This window comes from Halopseudomonas litoralis, assembly GCF_900105005.1.
Classification (GTDB): Bacteria; Pseudomonadota; Gammaproteobacteria; order Pseudomonadales; family Pseudomonadaceae; genus Halopseudomonas; species Halopseudomonas litoralis.
The window spans coordinates 2,501,265-2,518,674 of record NZ_LT629748.1 but is presented as its reverse complement, the minus strand read 5'-3'; the positions used below and the strand labels follow the sequence as shown (position 1 = coordinate 2,518,674).

Here is a 17,410-nt window from a genome sequence, read left to right as displayed (position 1 = left end):
GGTGCTCGCTGCGGTGTTCAGGGGGCTTGAAGCTGGGCTTCTGATGGCCCCCCACGCTCTGCATGGGGGCTGCACCGTGGGCGCTTAGCGCCCGGGCCGGTCAGTCAGCTCAGTCAAACAGTCCGAAGCTCAGCCGACTCCAGATGGAGCGCTTGGCTTTCTGTTCCTGTTGCGGTGTCTTGATATCGCGGGGCAGGGCATTCAGAGCCTCTTGATACTGCTGCTCCATTTCCCGTTCCATCTGCGTGTCGCGGTTCATCGCTGGCGGGGTCATGACCTTGTCGAGCAGGCCTACCGTCATCGACTCGACCCAACCCGTATCCTTTTGTGCCGGCTCGACATGATGCTGGAACTCGCCATCCTTCAGGCTCGGGTGCTCGGGATAGTTGCTCTGCAGGGTCAGCAGCGCATTATTGGCAAGCTCGTCCATGGCCAGGCGCTGGTAACCTTCGACCATCAGTGCCAGACCATCACCCACAGACGGCGTCTGCTGGAAGTTCTCGACGATATAGCGGCCACGGTTGACCGCCGCAACATAAGCGCCACGCTTGAGGTAGTAATGGCCAACATGGGCATCGTACGCCGCCAGCAGATTGCGCAGATAGACCATGCGCTGACGTGCATCAGGCGCGTAGCGGCTGTCCGGATAGCGGCTGACCAGCTGAGCGAATTCGTTGAAAGAATCACGTGCCGCACCTGGATCGCGGCGGGTCATGTCCAGCGGCAGAAAGCGCTCGAACAGGCCGCGGTCGCGGGTGAAGGAGGTCATGCCGCGCAGATAATAGGCGTAATCCACGTTGGGATGCTGCGGGTGCAGACGGATGAAGCGGTCTGCGGAAGACTTGGCGGCTTCCAGTTCCATATTCTGATAATAGGCGTAGATCAGTTCCAGCTGGGCCTGCTCGGCGAAGCGTCCGAACGGATAGCGTGACTCCAGCGCCCGCAGAGAATCGATGGCCATACTATAATTATTGGCATCCAGATTCTTCTGGGCCAGCACATACAGCTCAGACTCGCTGAGCGACTCATCCAGAACCGTTGCCTTGTTAGATGAACAGGCCGCCAGCAGACTCAGCAGACCGACCAGCAGGAGATGTTTTATCGACATGTTTGACATCCGGATGGACGACCCCGCGCTGTTGCCATGACAGCCGTCCTGTTATAGTTGAGCTCAGTTGCCCGGCACAGCTTGTGCCAGGCAAAGAAGCCGTATTTAACCACAGCGCCGGGCCGAAACCAAAAGGGATTGCGCGTTACCGGTGCGTTCCAGTGAGCCCTTGATGTCAGAACGAATTCGCTTGTCTGCAAAGGTTACCCCAGAGTGCGGTGGTCAACGCCTTGACCAGGTCGCTGCCCAATTGTTCCCCAGCCACTCCCGATCGCGCCTGCAAGGCTGGATCAAGGATGGTTTTCTGACAGTTGATGGCAAGCAGATCCGCCCACGCGACACCGTTTATGGTGACCAACTATTGGAGTTGGACGCAGAGCTTGAAGTGCAGGGCGACTGGCAACCCGAAGCCATCGACCTGGATATTGTCTATGAAGATCACGCGCTGCTGGTGATCAACAAGCCAGCCGGGTTGGTGGTTCACCCCGCAGCCGGGCATCAGGATGGCACCTTGCTCAATGCTTTGTTGCATCACGCCCCAGAGCTGGCAAAAGTGCCGCGTGCCGGTATCGTGCACCGGCTGGACAAGGACACCACCGGGCTCATGGTGGTTGCCAAGACGCTGGAAGCCCAGACCGATCTGGTGATCCAGTTGCAGAACCGCAGCGTCACCCGTGAATACGAGTGCGTGGTGGTGGGCGTCATGACCGCGGGCGGCAAGGTCGACGAGCCGATTGCCCGACATGGCCACAATCGACAGAAGATGGCGGTGGTGGCCGGCGGCAAGCAGGCTATCAGCCATTATCGAGTGATCAGCCGCTTCCGTGCCCATACCCACGTCAAGGTGAAGCTGGAGACCGGCCGCACGCACCAGATTCGCGTGCACATGAGTTACATCAACTTCCCGCTGGTGGGGGATCAGACCTACGGCGGCCGGTTGCGCATTCCGCCAGGCGCGACGCAGGAAATGATCGCCATGCTGCGCGGCTTCCCGCGCCAGGCATTGCACGCCAGACGGCTGGAGTTGGAGCACCCGGACGATAACCGCCCGATGCGCTGGGAAGCGCCGCTGCCGGCCGATATGCAGGAACTGCTGGCGCAGTTGCGCCACGACGGTGAGCTGGAAGAATGAAAGAGCACTGGCTGCAGGCCGACTGGCCAGCCCCCGAGTGGGTCAGAACCTGCGTGACAACACGCCAGGACGGATGCAGTCAGGGTGTATTCAAGGGCTTCAATCTGGGCACCCACGTTGACGACGATCCGAATAACGTGCTGGCCAATCGGGCGGAACTCGGGCGCATGCTCGGCTGCCGCCTTGCCTGGCTGGAACAGACCCACAGTACCGATGTGGTTGAAGCTGCGCCCGGGTTGGTAGAAGAGGCTGACGCCAGCTGGACGCTGGAGTCGGATGTGGCTTGCATTATCATGACCGCCGATTGCCTGCCGGTGCTGTTCTGTGACCGGGCGGGCACCCGAGTGGCTGCAGCGCACGCCGGCTGGCGCGGACTGGCGGCAGGCATTCTCGAGAACACCATCAGTGCGCTCGGTGTGCCGCCGGAAGAGCTGCTGGTCTGGCTGGGGCCGGCTATTGGTCCCGACGCCTTCGAAGTCGGTCCCGAGGTGCGCGAGATATTCAGCAGCGCCGCGGCTGCAGCGTGTTTCAAGCCGTCCGAGCGTGCCGGTCATTATCTGGCAGATATCTATCAATTGGCCAGGCTGCGCCTGAACGGGGCGGGTGTTACAGCCATTTATGGCGGCGGACTGTGCACCGTCAGCGACCCCATCCGTTTCTTTTCCTATCGTTGTGACGGGCAGACCGGTCGCTTCGCTTCTATGGTCTGGCTGGACTCTGCGACAAAAAATTGACACGAATCAGTGTCACCCCCTTGAAAGCGAAGTAATAATCCTCATCTATCATTCATCTAAGTGAATGTTGCTGGAGCTCCGGTTCCGGCCTGCCGATAAGGATTGCTACTCATGCGTATTGACCGCTTAACCAGTAAATTGCAAATGGCCCTGTCCGACGCGCAGTCGTTGGCGGTCGGCCGTGACCACAACCAGATTGAACCGCTGCATTTGATGCTTTCACTCATCGAGCAGCAGCAAGGCTCGATCAAACCTCTGTTGCTGCAGGTTGGTTTCGACCTTGGTGGCCTGCGCCAGCAGCTCAGCGATGCGATTGATCAACTGCCGACCATCGCCAACCCCACCGGCGATGTGAACCTGTCTACCGATCTTGCCCGCCTGTTGAATCAGGCCGACGGCATGGCACAGAAACGCGGTGACCAGTTCATCTCCAGCGAGCTGGTACTACTCGCGGCCATGGACGAGAACACCCGCCTGGGCAAGATCCTGCTGGCCCAGGGCGTATCGAAGAAGGCGCTGGAAACCGCCATCGACAACCTGCGTGGAGGCGAAACTGTGAACGACGCAAATGCCGAGGAGTCTCGCCAGGCGCTGGACAAATACACGGTTGACCTGACCAAGAAAGCCGAAGACGGCAAGCTGGATCCGGTGATCGGCCGCGATGACGAGATCCGCCGCACCGTGCAGGTACTGCAGCGCCGTACCAAGAACAATCCGGTATTGATCGGGGAGCCCGGTGTGGGTAAGACCGCCATCGTCGAAGGGCTGGCGCAGCGCATCATCAACGGCGAAGTGCCCGATGGCCTGAAAGGCAAGCGTCTGCTGTCACTGGATATGGGCTCGCTGATCGCCGGCGCGAAATTTCGCGGCGAGTTCGAGGAGCGTCTGAAAGCCGTGCTCAACGAACTGGGCAAACAGGAAGGCCAGGTCATCCTGTTCATCGACGAGTTGCACACCATGGTGGGCGCCGGCAAGGCCGAAGGCTCCATGGATGCGGGCAATATGCTCAAGCCGGCATTGGCCCGTGGTGAGCTGCACTGTGTGGGCGCCACCACCCTGGACGAATATCGCCAGTACATCGAGAAAGATGCGGCGCTGGAGCGGCGTTTCCAGAAGGTGCTGGTCGATGAGCCCAGTGAAGAGGACACCATTGCCATCCTGCGTGGCCTGAAAGAACGTTATGAAGTGCACCATAAGGTGGCGATCACCGACGGCGCAATCATCGCTGCCGCCAAGTTGTCGCATCGTTACATCACTGACCGCCAGCTGCCGGACAAGGCCATCGACCTGATCGATGAAGCAGCCAGCCGTATCCGCATGGAAATCGACTCCAAACCCGAAGAGCTGGATCGCCTGGATCGCCGGTTGATTCAACTCAAGGTCGAACGCGAGGCGCTGAAGAAGGAAGACGACGAAGCCACCATCAAGCGGCTGGAGAAGCTTGAGGAGGATATTGTTCGGCTCGAGCGTGAGTACGCCGATCTCGAGGATATCTGGAAGTCGGAAAAGGCCGAAGTGCAGGGTGCTGGGCAGTTGCAGGAAAAGATCGAGCAGTCTCGGGCCGAGTTGGAAGCTGCGCGCCGCAAGGGTGACTTGGCACGCATGGCCGAGCTGCAATACGGGATCATCCCGGATCTTGAGCGCAGCTTGCAGATGGTTGATCAGCACGCCAAGACTGAGAACCAACTGCTGCGCACCAAAGTTACCGACGAGGAAATCGCCGAAGTAGTCTCCAAGTGGACCGGCATTCCGGTATCCAAGATGCTGGAAGGCGAGCGCGACAAGCTGCTGCGCATGGAAGACGAGCTGCACAAGCGGGTGATCGGACAGCATGAGGCAGTGGTGGCTGTCTCCAATGCGGTGCGTCGCTCCCGCGCCGGACTATCGGACCCGAACCGCCCGAGCGGTTCCTTCCTGTTCCTCGGCCCGACCGGGGTGGGCAAGACCGAGCTGTGCAAGGCACTGGCCGAGTTTCTGTTCGATACTGAGGAAGCGATGGTGCGCATCGACATGTCCGAGTTCATGGAGAAGCATTCCGTGGCCCGGCTGATCGGGGCACCTCCGGGCTATGTCGGCTATGAGGAGGGCGGTTACCTGACCGAAGCGGTACGCCGCAAGCCGTACTCGGTGATCCTTATGGATGAAGTCGAGAAGGCCCATCCGGATGTATTCAACATCCTGCTGCAGGTGCTCGAAGATGGCCGCCTGACTGACAGTCAGGGGCGTACCGTGGATTTCCGTAATACGGTGATCGTCATGACCTCGAACCTGGGCTCGGCGCAGATCCAGGAGCTGGTCGGCGATCCGGAGGCTCAGCGCGCAGCGGTGATGGACGCGGTCGGCCAGCACTTCCGCCCGGAATTCGTTAACCGGATCGACGAAGTGGTGGTGTTCGAGCCGCTGGGCAAGGAGCAGATCGGCGGGATTGCCGAGATTCAGATGGAGCGTCTGCGCCAGCGTCTGGCCGAGCGCGAACTGAATCTGGAGCTGAGCGACGAAGCGCTGGAGAAACTCGTGGCTGTCGGCTATGACCCGGTGTATGGCGCGCGCCCGCTCAAGCGTGCAATCCAGCGTTGGATCGAGAACCCGCTGGCACAGCGTATCCTTGCTGGCGATTTCGAACCGGGAGTCACCATCAAGACCAGTGTCGAAGGCGAAGACTTCGTCTTTACACGATAAGTTGCAACGCAAGCCCCGGCCATTGGTCGGGGTTTGGCGTTTGGTTGCATGCTGCCGGGCAGTTGCCGACCTGTGTTAAACTCGCCAATCTTTGCACCTGAGTTATCACCCTCCGTTATAGGCGGAGATTCACTGGCTGGCCATCCACGGGCCTTGCCATTCAGCAAGACCTACAATGAGAGTCCTGATGCAACTGGCCTTTCTGCTCTACAAATATTTTCCCTTCGGTGGTCTGCAGCGGGATTTTCTGCGCATTGCGCGGGTCTGCGAGCAGCGTGGGCATGCTGTGCGTGTCTATGTCATGGAGTGGGAGGGGGAGCGGCCGAGCGGGTGGGATATACGGCTGGTGCCAGTCAAGGCCTTGTCGAACCATAGCCGCAACGAGAAATTTTCCAAATGGGTGCGGGCTGATCTGGCCCGTGATCCGGTTGACCGCGTAGTGGGTTTCAACAAAATGCCGGGCCTGGATGTCTACTATGCCGCCGACGGCTGTTATGAAGACAAGGCGCAGAATCAGCGCAACTGGCTCTACCAGTTCGGCCCACGCTATCGACACTTCTCAAGCGCTGAACGTGCCGTGTTTGCGCCGGAAGGGCGCACCGAGATTTTGATGATCTCTGAAGTACAGCTGCCGCTGTTCATGCAGCATTACCGCACCCCGATCGAACGTTTTCACCTGCTGCCGCCAGGCATCACCACTGATCGCCGTGCACCGGCCAATGCCGCCGAGATTCGTGCCGACCTGCGGAAAGAATTCAACCTGACCGACGATGAATTACTGCTGGTACAGATCGGTTCCGGCTTCAAGACCAAGGGGCTGGATCGGACCCTGGAAGCCGTTGCTGCGCTGCCGACGGCGCTGCGTCAGCGTACCCGGTTGATCGTGATCGGCGCGGATAACCCGGCACCCTTCCAGCGCCAGATTCGCACTCTGAACCTGTCGGACCGGGTACAGATACTGGCAGGACGCGATGACGTGCCGCGCTTTTTGCTGGGCGCCGATCTGCTGATCCATCCTGCCTACAATGAAAATACCGGTACCGTCCTGCTCGAAGCGCTGGTCGCCGGCTTGCCGGTGCTGACGACCGAAGCGTGCGGCTACGCCCACTACATTGAAGAGGCCGATTGCGGCCTGGTGGTGCCGCATCCTTTTGAACAGAAGACCTTGAATGAATGGCTGGCGCGCATTCTGGATGATCCGGAAACACGCCGGGAATGGCAGGAAAATGCATTGGATTACGCCGAGCATGCTGACCTCTACAGCATGCCGGAACGGGCGGCCGATGTGATTCTGGGAGAGTTGGCGTGACGCTGGTGCTGAAGGAGCCTTTCAAGACCTTGTGGGCTGGTCGGGACGCCTTTGTCGAGGTAGAGAAGCTCCAGGGCGAAGTATTCCGGGAACTTGAAGCGCGGCGTACCCTGCGCACTGAAGTGGACGGGCGGGGCTACTTCGTCAAGATCCACCGCGGAGTGGGCTGGGCTGAGATACTCAAGAACTGGTCCACCTTGAAAAAGCCGGTGCTCGGCGCTGATCAGGAATGGGAAGCCATCGCGGCGTTGACCGAGGCCGGCGTGCCAACCATGACCGCCGTCGCCTTTGGTGAGCGTGGTGGCAATCCTGCCAACCGGCATTCCTTCATCATTACCGAGGAGCTCGCTCCAACCATCAGCCTGGAAGACCTCAGCCACAACTGGCCGAGTCACCCGCCGGAGCCGGCGCTGAAGCACGCGCTGATCCACAGAGTGGCAGACATGACCGGGCGTATGCACCGTGCCGGCGTCAATCACCGCGATTGTTACATCTGCCATTTCCTGCTGCATACCGACAGCGAGCCGACCGCGGACAACCTGAAACTGTCACTGATCGATCTGCACCGCGCGCAGATTCGACCTGCTGTTCCACGCCGCTGGCGCGACAAGGATCTGGCGGGGCTGTATTTCTCGGCACTGAATATCGGCCTCACCGAGCGCGACAAACTGCGCTTCCTGCGCACCTATTTCCAGCGCCCCTTGCGCCAGATCCTGGCAGAAGAGGCGGTCCTGCTGAGCATGCTGGAGCGCAAGGCGGCACGGCTGCAGACGCGCTTCGAGCGTAAATATGCACCCGGCAAGCCGCAATGAAGACCTGGGTACTCAACCCCGCCTTTGCGGACGGGGAAGCGGGACAGCTGTTTGCTGATCTACCCAGCGTATTTGCCTTGCAAGGGGAGAGCATCACCACTGACGACATCAGTGAAGTGCACCGGTTCTGCATGGACGGACGCTGCTATTACATCAAGCGTTATGTCGAAGCAGGAAAGAACCTGCGTCGGTTCATCGGCCGTCCGCGGATACGCGCCGAGTGGGAAAACCTGCTCAAATTCCAGCGCTGGGGCATCCCGACAGTACCGGTAGTGGCTTATGGCATGGAGCGCTCCGGCCTGGGCTTTGGTCGGGGCGCGCTGATCACATTGGGCATCGACGACACCGATGACCTGGCGCACCTGGCCAAGCACAAGGGTCTGCGCCTGCGCGATCGGAGTTGGCTTGATGCAGTCATCGCCCAGGTGGCGCGCGGCACGCGGATCATGCATGAGCATGGATTTGCCCATAATGATCTCAAGTGGCGCAACATCCTGGTCGACCGCGCGGCATCCCCACAGGTTTATTTCATCGATTGCCCCGCTGGCAGAAAATGGCCGGGCCCGCTGCTGCATTACCGCATCGTCAAAGACCTGGCCTGTCTCGACAAGTTGGGCAAATATCACCTGCGGCGTGTGGATCGATTGCGATTTTATCTGGCGTATACGCAACGTCAGCGTCTGACAGCAGCCGATAAAAAACGCATCAGAGCCGTATTGGCATTTTTCGAGGGGCGCGAATGAGCACCACAGCCAGACTGCGTGATGCCGGCCGTCATCCTCCGGCGCCACTGAGCGTACAGCTTGACGGCGAACCGCTGACCATTCAGCAATGGCTGCGTGTGCTGCCGGGCAAACGATTGGTCGGGCAGGGTGAGTGGCAGGACCAGCGAGTGCTGGCCAAACTGTTCATCGCCACAGGGGCCGAACGCCATTGGCAACGGGAAAGCGCCGGCATTCAAGCATTACAGCGTGCCGGCCAGCCCACCCCGGACCTGCTGGCCAGCGGCGACCTGCCCGGTGGGGGCTACTATCTGCTTACTGAATTCCTGGCAGGCTCGCAGAGCCTGCAACAATGCTGGGATCAGCTCGCGGATACAGGACTGGGCAGCCCAGCCGCCACTGCCATCCTTGAGGAGGCATTGCAGGCCATTGCTGCCATGCACAAACAGGGGCTGGCGCAAACTGACCTGCATCTCGGCAACTTTCTGCAGCACGAGCAGCAGATCTATGTAATTGATGGCGACGCCATTGAGGTGACCGACCCCGGAAAGCCGTTACGCCAGAGTGCTGTGAAAACCAACCTGGCGCTGTTCTTCGCCCAGCTTGAGCCGCAATGGGATAAACAAATCGACTCCCTGCTGCAGAGTTATCTGGTCATTAATCCGCTGCCGGAGTTAGATAGAGAGCAATTGAATGCAGCCATTCGGGCAGAGCGCCAGCGGCGGTTGGACGATTTTCTGAGCAAAACACTACGCGACTGCAGCCAATTCGCCGTCACCAAAACCTTTCAGCGTTACAGCGTAGTATTGCGCTCCGAACAGGAAGCCCTGGCACCGCTACTTGCCGACCCCGACAGCGTCTTCACAGGCATACCACTGCTAAAGGACGGCGGCAGCAGCACGGTCACCCGCGCCACCATCGGCGGTCGTGACGTCGTCATCAAACGCTACAACATCAAGGGTCTCGGGCATTGGCTGAAACGCTTCTGGCGCCCCAGTCGCGCATGGCACTCCTGGCTGGCCGGCTGGCGCCTGAGCTTTCTCGGCATCGCCACTCCGCAGCCGCTGGCCATGATAGAGCGGCGGATCGGACTGTTGCGTCGAGAGGCCTGGCTGATTACCGAGTACTGCCCAGGACAGAACCTCCTCGAGCATCTGGGAGAGGCGGGTGACGCCATTCCTGTTAAGCAGACGGCCGATGCAATGCTGCGCACCTTCAAGCAGCTGGCTGAGGCGCGAATCAGTCATGGTGATTTCAAAGCGACTAATCTGTTGTGGTATGACGGGCGGGTAGTGTTGATTGATCTGGATGCGATGCAGGCGCATGGAAACGATGCGAAATGGCCTAAGGCTTGGGCCAAGGACCGCGTGCGCTTTGTGCGTAATTGGCCTGCCGACAGCAAATTGGCGATGTGGCTGGACGACAGGCTCCCGCGGTAGCGGCTGCCCCGCTAGCCCTCGGATTATTGCTCCATCGGGGCGGCGCACGCGGTACCAGTACCTACAGTCCCGGCAACCGCCCCATACCATACAAGGCGCCGAGACGCGCATCGGTGTAGAATTATTTTCGATGACAAGCTGATCGCAGCCCTCGTGGGGGCTGAGACTAAAGGAGGCGATTCGTGTTGAAGGGATTAAAAAGGGCTTATTATAACTACCGGACATGCGCGGCTTCTGAACAGTTCCCGCTAAGCAGAATGATTGGTAAGAATCTGGCTCGCAGCACCGAATTGCCACATGCCGAACTATTAAGAAAATATGATGAGTATGGCCGAGAGGGGTTCGATTGGAGGAGCACAAGCTATTTTCAAATAATGGTCTGCCGAGACCGGAAGTTGACCGATAACTTCAGTGCTCTTCCCGAAGGGTTGACGCGTATCCCAGAATGGTGGGTGATGCCATGGGCGGTTATCCCTGGTAAAGATCGCTCTCAGAAGGATAGCCATGATCTGGAAGCCCGCGCTCGGAAAAAAATTAACGGGTTTTTCGATGTGTACGAATCCATCCGGAAGAACGGATACAAACCAAAGAAAGGCGGAGCCATTAGAGGCTATTATCTGGCCCACCCTGAATACGGGCGAATATTTAATTATATTGACGGCCATCATCGGATGACGATACTAAATCATATTTGTAAGCAAAATGGTCTAGAGAATATGACGGTTGGGGTGGTACCAGTGGGCTCGGTAGACCGGAATGCCTTGAAAGACAACGCATTTTTTGTAAAAGGTATACGGGACAATAATTTTTCAGTAGACGATGCTTGCAAGCTGTTTGACCACTGTTTTGTAGAGCTAGGGCTAAGTGACCAAACCCTGTTAGCGAAGTAAGTAATGTCCGAGCGCAGCTGTTTACCAGTATTCTATATCGGCTTTCTGGAAATGCGCTCGTAGCTCGCTTTTTTTGTCCGTATTAGTATGATCCAAACCGATGGAGACACACCTCACGTTATTCCCGAGAAGCGACTTGCCAATTGCTAGGGCTGTGCTGTAACAGGAAATGATAGCGTATGGCTGTATTTCACAAAGCAGAGGTTCAATCGCACCATTCTGCTCCAGGATGACGTAGTCATCGCAATAAAAATCCAGGTAATCTGACGACCGGGGATGCTTGCTGTAAAATACAGCCTCAAAGTGGTTTTCTTTAATCCAGCTATGGATCTCTTTCGTGATTAGCTCAACCGATTCTTCAGTGGCAAATCCGTCTTTGAGCAATGGCTGACCTACTACTACGGCTACTTTTTTGCCATCGTTGCGCGCCCCGCCGACCGGCACCTCCAACAAGCGTACTTTGTCGCTTGGGTAATTGCTTTCCATTCCTTTGAATGTGTAAATATACCTTACCTTCTTATCTAATATTCCGATCAGATCAGTCTTTGGCGAGTAATACCTCAGTTTCGGGAAAAGTATTGAGTTTATCCCCCAGGTTCTTTTGAGAAATTTCAGCCGCTTTTTAAGGGGGAGGGGGATGATGTCTATGCTAATCAATCCATGGGGAATTATACATATCATTACTTCAGAGAAAGGAAACATCTTGCTAAAGTAGTTGATGGAAAAGTTGGACTTCGAGGTGGATATGCGCGGCAGATGGATTTTTATTTGCGTTGGTTTTGTTGAATAGGATTTTATGCGTTCTGCTATCTGGATTAAGCTATTCTGTATTGACTTGTGCGTGGAAAAGTAGCTTTTAGCGCTAGCGCTGGTGAACGGAATCGCTACGTCAAAGATCGGCTTGGCCGGCTTATGAGAAACTGATGACTGATACGCCAGTATATTGTAGCTTTCGAGCTCAAAAGACTGAGATATTATTTCCGAGGAAAGTAATTCCAGCTCTGTTTTGACAAAGTATACTGATACCGTACTCATGCGTTCTGTCTTTCCAGTCCCAAAGCAATAAGTTCAGCCATTGTCCAGTCATCCGGGGTGTCGATATCAATAGCGGTGTAGCCGTTAATTATATAAGCCTCAGTGTCGGGGGTGTTGAAACTTTCGTGCAATCTCAAATAGTTGATATCCGCTACGTATAGTGATCCGTTATGCTCATAGGTCGCGGGTAGGTCTTGTCGCCTAAGCTGCTTCGAAACTTTTCCTGATTCGGGCTGGAGCTTACTCCCCTCCAGAGTGTAAACAAAGCTTGGATGAGAGTGACATTCCGAGACGGAAACGAGTATGGGCGTAGCATTAGTCACTGCTTGAAAGGTGCATTCGTCTATCTGGTAGGTCGTACGAAACGGGGATGTTGGTTGCAACAGCAAGAGGTAATCAAAGCTCTCCTCTAGGTTATCGAGCGCATGAGCTATCACGTCCATACTCGACGTATTGTCTTGGGCCAGGCTGGCTGGCCTGACAAAAGGTACTTCGCAACCAAAAGAACGGGCCACATCCGCAATTTCGGGGCTGTCTGTAGATATGACAAGCCTGTCGACATATTTGGACTTTTTTGCCGCCTCAATTGTCCAGGCGAGCAAGGGCTTGGAATTCAAGGGTTTAATGTTCTTGTTTGGGATACCTTTGGAGCCGCCCCGCGCGGTGATAAGCGCCAGGATTCGTTTACCGTTTATCATTGTCGAACTCAATGTCTTGAAAGTATTTCTGCCGGGACCTAGTCCAAAGCCCATCATCTCCGAGCGCTTCCATAAACTTGGCTGCGCTGTCGCCATTGCCATAATGGAATAGTGGAGGGGAATTCTTGGTGGCAGGCAGGCTCGAAATTGCCTCCAGAATATCCACTTCTTTAAAGTCCACATTATAAACACTGGAGTGTTTGATGCGGTTGTGTTGCCTCTCGCCGACGTTAACTGTTGGTACTGAGTACACCGGGGCTTCGTGAATTCCGGCGCTTGAATTTCCAATTATGAATTTTGATTTTTTCAGCAAAGCTAGAAAGTACTCGAAGCGTAATGAGGGGAAAACCCTGAAGTTCGCCCTCCCTTCCAGTCTTTTATACGCCTGTAGAATATTTTCTGATCCCGCATCATTGTTTGGGTAGATAACGATATAGTTCAAATCGCTCTTGATCAGGCTATCGACAAAGATATTGGCGTGTTGGGCTTGTAGTTCAGGTAATGTCGTAACCGGGTGCAGCATGGCGATCGAAAAGTTGTCAAACTGGATGTCATATCGTTTTTTGGCATCATTTATATCGGGCAGGCTGTCCGAGAGCATGACGTCGATATCCGGGGATCCGATGGTGAAAATGCTGGTGGGATTCTCACCCAGCTGTACTAGCCTTTTTCGTGCCGTATCGCTCCCTACGAAATGTATATGTGACATCTTGGTAATTGCATGTCGCATCAGTTCGTCAATTGTCCCAGAGACTTCCCCACCCTCGATGTGAGCGACAAGAATATTTCTGAGAGCGCCCACGGTTGCGCCCGCCAGGGCTTCGACTCTATCGCCGTGCACTACAATCAGATCATACTGATGCTCATGTAGATAGCGACTCAGCCCGGTTATAGTGTTAGCCAGGATGGATTCCATATCCTCTCCCGGTATCTGATTTATATAGGTATGGATCTGGTCAAACCCGGACTTTTTGATTTCGTTTACAGTTAGTCCGTATCTTGACATCAAATGCATGCCGGTGACAAAAACCCCATACTTAAAAGCATCGGAATCTTGAACAGATTTTATCAGGGGCTTTATCTTTCCAAAGTCAGCCCGGGTGCCAGAGATAAATAATATTCTCTTAGTCATTTACGATATCGTCCCAGCTCAACTGCTCATCTGCCGCGAGCGTCCTGCTGGCTTTTTTTCCGATAAGGGACTCATAGTGTTCGGCGAGAATTTTTCCGGTGCCGGGCCGCTTGACCCAGATGTTTTCTTCGGTAAAGACCTGGCCTTTCTCAATATCCTTGATGCTTACGACACTCGCGAAGGCAAAGTCTATTGTGACTGCTTCTTCTGGAGCTGCCTTTTTGCTACCGCCTCGCATTTTCCATATCAGCTCGGAGCCTTCGATCAGTTCTGACGCGGCGCCGGGATCCATGGAGTTGATTATGTCCGGACCTGGACGATCCATTCTGTCGGTGAAATGCCGCTCCAGAATTGATGCGCCCAGAGCGACGGCTGCAAAACACGCATGGTTGGAAATGGTGTGATCCGATAGCCCCATAACCACCTCAGGGAACTCGCGCATCATTTCTTCTAACGCACCCAGGCGAACCAGTTCCGGTGGGGTTGGGTAGAGATTTGTGGTGTGGAGCAGGGCAAGTGGGACGCCCGCCTGGGAAAAAATATCGACGGCCTTGCGGATACTTTCAATATCATTCATCCCGGTACTCAGAATGACGGGTTTTCCAAAACCAGCAATGTGCTTCAGTAGCGGATAGTTGTTGCACTCGCCCGAGCCGATCTTGAAAGCTGGCACATCCATTTTAGCCAGGCGGTTTGCTGCTGCCCGAGAAAAAGGGGTGCTGATGAAGATCATGCCTTTTGCTTCAACGTACTCCTTGAGCTTAATCTCGTCGCTTTCCGATAGGGCGCAGCGTTCCATGATTTCAAATATGGAGACATTTGCGTTACCTGGAATAACCTTTTTCGCTGCTCCGGACATCTCATCATCCACGACGTGTGTCTGATGTTTTACTACTTCTATACCGGCTGCATGAGCTGCATCCACCATGTCGAATGCAGTCTGAAGGCTTCCTTCATGGTTTATTCCAATTTCCGCTATAACAAGCGGAGGAAAGTCGTTGCCGATTTTTCTTCCTGCTATTTCGATGAAAGGTTGATTCATGATGGGCCTATCACTGGGTGGTGTTTAGAGTGCTCTTGCTAAAGTTTACCGTGGCACGAAGAGATCTCGCGCTAGGCCTGCGGAAGGAGCCTGTGATTCTGTGCTCACGCCTGTAGCGAAGCTAGTCTGCACATTGTAGTCAGGTCGGGTATCCCGGGCAATATTGGTAAGTGTCCGGCCATCACGCTAGGCGTAGCTGGCTTGCAATGGTGGGGCAGTAGCTCGTCGATGGCGCTGCACCGCTGCGTCGGCAGCCGGGTCGGCACGTACAGCCAGTCCAATACAAAACCCGCCTCTTCACGAGGTTGCCGAATCACGCATTGTGACCCCATTTTCTCTGGCTACGATCTCCGTATGGGTGAACGCCCCGATGTCGCTGGTGGTGGGGTGGCCGCTTTGTTCGACACAGACGGAGCCGTTGCAGGAGGGCGTCCAGGTGGATATGCTTTCACCTATGACGAGTGGCCATCTTTAATCGTGTTCTTGCATGAACGTTTTGATTCTATAAGAGAAAATACTCGCTATCTTGGTTTTTAGACGGCCTCGTCAACAAGGCGTGTTCAAACGTACGGCAGATCATGTTTGAGAAAAACTCAATGAAACTACTAATAACCGGCGGTGCCGGCTTCATAGGCTCCGCCGTAATTCGCCACATCATAAACAACACTGATAATGAAGTAATTAACCTCGACAAGCTTACCTACGCCGGCAATCTGGAAAGCCTGGCCGAGGTAAGCGCCAGCGAGCGTTACAGTTTCGAGCAGGTGGACATCTGTGACCGTGCGGAAGTAGACCATGTATTGGCCAAACACCAACCCGACGCCATTATGCATCTCGCAGCCGAAAGCCATGTAGATCGCTCTATCGATGGTCCTGCTGACTTCATCCAGACAAATATCGTGGGTACCTACACATTGCTGGAATCGACCCGCCAGTATTGGCAGACGCTTGCGCCTGCAGAGAGAGTCCGATTCCGTTTCCACCACATCAGCACAGACGAGGTGTATGGGGATCTGCCCTATCCCACACATCTCGGTGCTTTTGTAGAGGGAGGGAGGGAGGGGGAGGAGCCCTTCCTGTTCACAGAGCAAACTCCCTATGCTCCCAGCAGCCCATATTCAGCGAGCAAAGCCAGTTCGGATCACCTGGTCCGCGCTTGGCAAAGGACTTACGGCCTGCCGGTTTTGATCACCAACTGCAGCAATAACTATGGTCCGTACCATTTCCCGGAAAAGCTCATACCACTGGTGATTCTCAATGCCATCGAGGGCAAACCCCTACCCGTTTACGGCGAGGGCGACCAGATTCGCGATTGGCTCTACGTTGATGACCATGCAAGGGCGCTGTACAAAGTTCTTACGGAAGGCAAAACGGGTGAAACCTACAATATCGGTGGCCACAATGAGAAACAGAACATCGTGGTAGTGCAGACCATCTGCGATATCCTTCAACACCTGTTGCCCAAGGATAGTTCTTATCGCGATCAAATCATTTTCGTCCAGGATCGGCCCGGCCATGATCGCCGCTATGCCATCGATGCAAGCAAGATCCAACGGGAGTTGGGCTGGGTGCCCGAAGAAACTTTCGAGTCTGGCATCCAAAAAACTGTGTTGTGGTACTTGGCTAACCGCGACTGGTGCCAACGAGTACAAGACGGCAGCTACCAACGCGAACGCCTCGGAGTGTCAAAGCCAGATTCTCCGAAGGGCCCCAACGATGAGAGGGGAGCTGTCCCTGCGTAGACAGCCTCCTCGCAACCAAATCAACTTCAGCCGAACTAGGCCAAGGAAGTAAAAGTGAAAGGAATAATACTTGCGGGCGGCTCCGGAACCCGCCTGTACCCCATAACACTCGGCATCTCAAAACAACTCCTGCCGGTGTACGACAAGCCCATGATCTACTACCCGCTGTCCGTACTCATGCTGGCAGGCATCCGCGATATTCTCATCATAACCACCCCAGAAGATCAGTCTGGCTTCCAACGTGCGCTTGGCAACGGTGAACAATTTGGTATCAATCTTAGCTACAAGGTTCAGCCAAGCCCGGATGGTCTCGCTCAGGCTTTTATCATTGGAGAAGAGTTCATCGGTAATGACAGCGTTTGTCTGGTACTGGGCGACAACCTCTTTTACGGGCAGGGGTTTACTCCCAAACTCCACGAGGCTGTGAATCAAGTTGAAGAGCTGGGCGGGGCAACAGTGTTCGGGTACCAGGTTAAAGACCCGGAACGTTTCGGCGTAGTGGAGTTCGATAGTGCTCAGAAAGCTATCTCTATCGAAGAAAAGCCCTCTAAACCAAAATCACACTTTGCGGTAACCGGTTTGTATTTTTACGACAGTAAGGTGGTCGATATTGCCAAAGCTGTTCAACCATCAGCTCGTGGTGAGCTGGAAATTACAGACGTAAACCGAGCGTATTTGGAAAAAGGTGAGTTAAACGTCAACCTATTAGGGAGAGGATTTGCCTGGCTGGATACTGGCACCCATGAAAGCTTGCTTGAGGCTGCGCAATTTGTGGCAACCATTGAAAAGCGTCAAGGTTATAAAATCGCTTGTCTTGAAGAGATTGGTTATAACAGTGGTTGGTTGACTAGACAGCAACTTGAACAGCAGGCCAAACAGCTCCAAAAGAATAACTACGGTGAATATTTGAGCGCTTTGGTTAGGGCGGAGGGGTAG

The 17,410-nt window shown here is 55.3% G+C and carries 15 protein-coding genes; 10 read left to right on the top strand and 5 right to left on the bottom strand.

The window, feature by feature from the left end:
* Window positions 1–109: 109 nt before the first annotated feature.
* Window positions 110–1,108 (bottom strand): outer membrane protein assembly factor BamD, encoded by a 999-nt coding sequence (locus BLU11_RS12185; RefSeq protein WP_090273706.1) that lies wholly within the window; start codon window positions 1,106–1,108, stop codon window positions 110–112.
* Between the two features lie 172 nt (window positions 1,109–1,280).
* On the opposite strand from BLU11_RS12185, the gene rluD reads away from it, so the two are divergent.
* The 8 genes from rluD (at window position 1,281) to BLU11_RS12145 (ending at window position 10,825) form a co-directional block, all read left to right on the top strand.
* Window positions 1,281–2,240, top strand: a complete 960-nt coding sequence (gene rluD / locus BLU11_RS12180) for a 23S rRNA pseudouridine(1911/1915/1917) synthase RluD (RefSeq protein ID WP_090273704.1) — start codon at window positions 1,281–1,283, stop codon at window positions 2,238–2,240.
* On the top strand, window positions 2,237–2,974 hold the full coding sequence (gene pgeF, locus BLU11_RS12175) for a peptidoglycan editing factor PgeF (RefSeq protein ID WP_090273701.1): 738 nt from the start codon (window positions 2,237–2,239) through the stop codon (window positions 2,972–2,974). Before rluD ends, pgeF begins: the two co-directional genes overlap by 4 nt.
* Window positions 2,975–3,085: 111 nt before the next feature.
* Window positions 3,086–5,653, top strand: coding sequence for an ATP-dependent chaperone ClpB (clpB, locus tag BLU11_RS12170; RefSeq protein ID WP_090273699.1), 2,568 nt, complete (start codon window positions 3,086–3,088; stop codon window positions 5,651–5,653).
* 187 nt (window positions 5,654–5,840) lie between these two features.
* Window positions 5,841–6,962 carry a glycosyltransferase family 4 protein gene (locus BLU11_RS12165; protein WP_090273697.1) on the top strand — a complete coding sequence of 374 codons (1,122 nt, stop codon included), beginning with the start codon at window positions 5,841–5,843 and terminating at the stop codon, window positions 6,960–6,962.
* On the top strand, window positions 6,959–7,774 hold the full coding sequence (gene rfaP, locus BLU11_RS12160; RefSeq protein ID WP_090273695.1) for a lipopolysaccharide core heptose(I) kinase RfaP: 816 nt from the start codon (window positions 6,959–6,961) through the stop codon (window positions 7,772–7,774). Before BLU11_RS12165 ends, rfaP begins: the two co-directional genes overlap by 4 nt.
* Window positions 7,771–8,517 (top strand): lipopolysaccharide kinase InaA family protein, encoded by a 747-nt coding sequence (locus tag BLU11_RS12155; RefSeq protein WP_090273693.1) that lies wholly within the window; start codon window positions 7,771–7,773, stop codon window positions 8,515–8,517. The genes rfaP and BLU11_RS12155 overlap by 4 nt, the downstream gene beginning before the upstream one ends.
* Window positions 8,514–9,935 carry a lipopolysaccharide kinase InaA family protein gene (locus BLU11_RS12150; RefSeq protein ID WP_090273690.1) on the top strand — a complete coding sequence of 474 codons (1,422 nt, stop codon included), beginning with the start codon at window positions 8,514–8,516 and terminating at the stop codon, window positions 9,933–9,935. The genes BLU11_RS12155 and BLU11_RS12150 overlap by 4 nt, the downstream gene beginning before the upstream one ends.
* Window positions 9,936–10,117: 182 nt before the next feature.
* Complete coding sequence (locus tag BLU11_RS12145) at window positions 10,118–10,825, top strand: hypothetical protein (RefSeq protein WP_090273688.1); 708 nt, start codon at window positions 10,118–10,120, stop codon at window positions 10,823–10,825.
* 21 nt (window positions 10,826–10,846) lie between these two features.
* On the opposite strand, the gene BLU11_RS12140 is transcribed toward BLU11_RS12145, so the two are convergent.
* The 4 genes from BLU11_RS12140 to BLU11_RS12125 are packed head-to-tail and all read right to left on the bottom strand — an operon-like array spanning window position 10,847 to window position 14,732.
* Window positions 10,847–11,860 (bottom strand): polysialyltransferase family glycosyltransferase, encoded by a 1,014-nt coding sequence (locus tag BLU11_RS12140; RefSeq protein ID WP_090273686.1) that lies wholly within the window; start codon window positions 11,858–11,860, stop codon window positions 10,847–10,849.
* Window positions 11,857–12,558 (bottom strand): acylneuraminate cytidylyltransferase family protein, encoded by a 702-nt coding sequence (locus tag BLU11_RS12135; protein ID WP_090273684.1) that lies wholly within the window; start codon window positions 12,556–12,558, stop codon window positions 11,857–11,859. Before BLU11_RS12135 ends, BLU11_RS12140 begins: the two co-directional genes overlap by 4 nt.
* The gene (neuC, locus tag BLU11_RS12130) at window positions 12,545–13,690 is read right to left on the bottom strand and encodes a UDP-N-acetylglucosamine 2-epimerase (protein WP_090273683.1); all 1,146 of its coding nucleotides are present in this window, start codon (window positions 13,688–13,690) and stop codon (window positions 12,545–12,547) included. Before neuC ends, BLU11_RS12135 begins: the two co-directional genes overlap by 14 nt.
* Entirely contained in the window at window positions 13,683–14,732 is a 1,050-nt protein-coding gene (locus BLU11_RS12125; RefSeq protein WP_090273681.1) for an N-acetylneuraminate synthase family protein, read from the bottom strand. The genes neuC and BLU11_RS12125 overlap by 8 nt, the downstream gene beginning before the upstream one ends.
* A 596-nt stretch (window positions 14,733–15,328) precedes the next feature.
* Here BLU11_RS12125 and rfbB point away from each other — a divergent pair.
* On the top strand, window positions 15,329–16,474 hold the full coding sequence (gene rfbB, locus BLU11_RS12115) for a dTDP-glucose 4,6-dehydratase (RefSeq protein WP_090276438.1): 1,146 nt from the start codon (window positions 15,329–15,331) through the stop codon (window positions 16,472–16,474).
* A 54-nt stretch (window positions 16,475–16,528) separates the two neighbouring features.
* A complete protein-coding gene (gene rfbA, locus BLU11_RS12110) occupies window positions 16,529–17,410 on the top strand; it encodes a glucose-1-phosphate thymidylyltransferase RfbA (RefSeq protein WP_090273679.1) in 882 nt (293 codons plus the stop codon).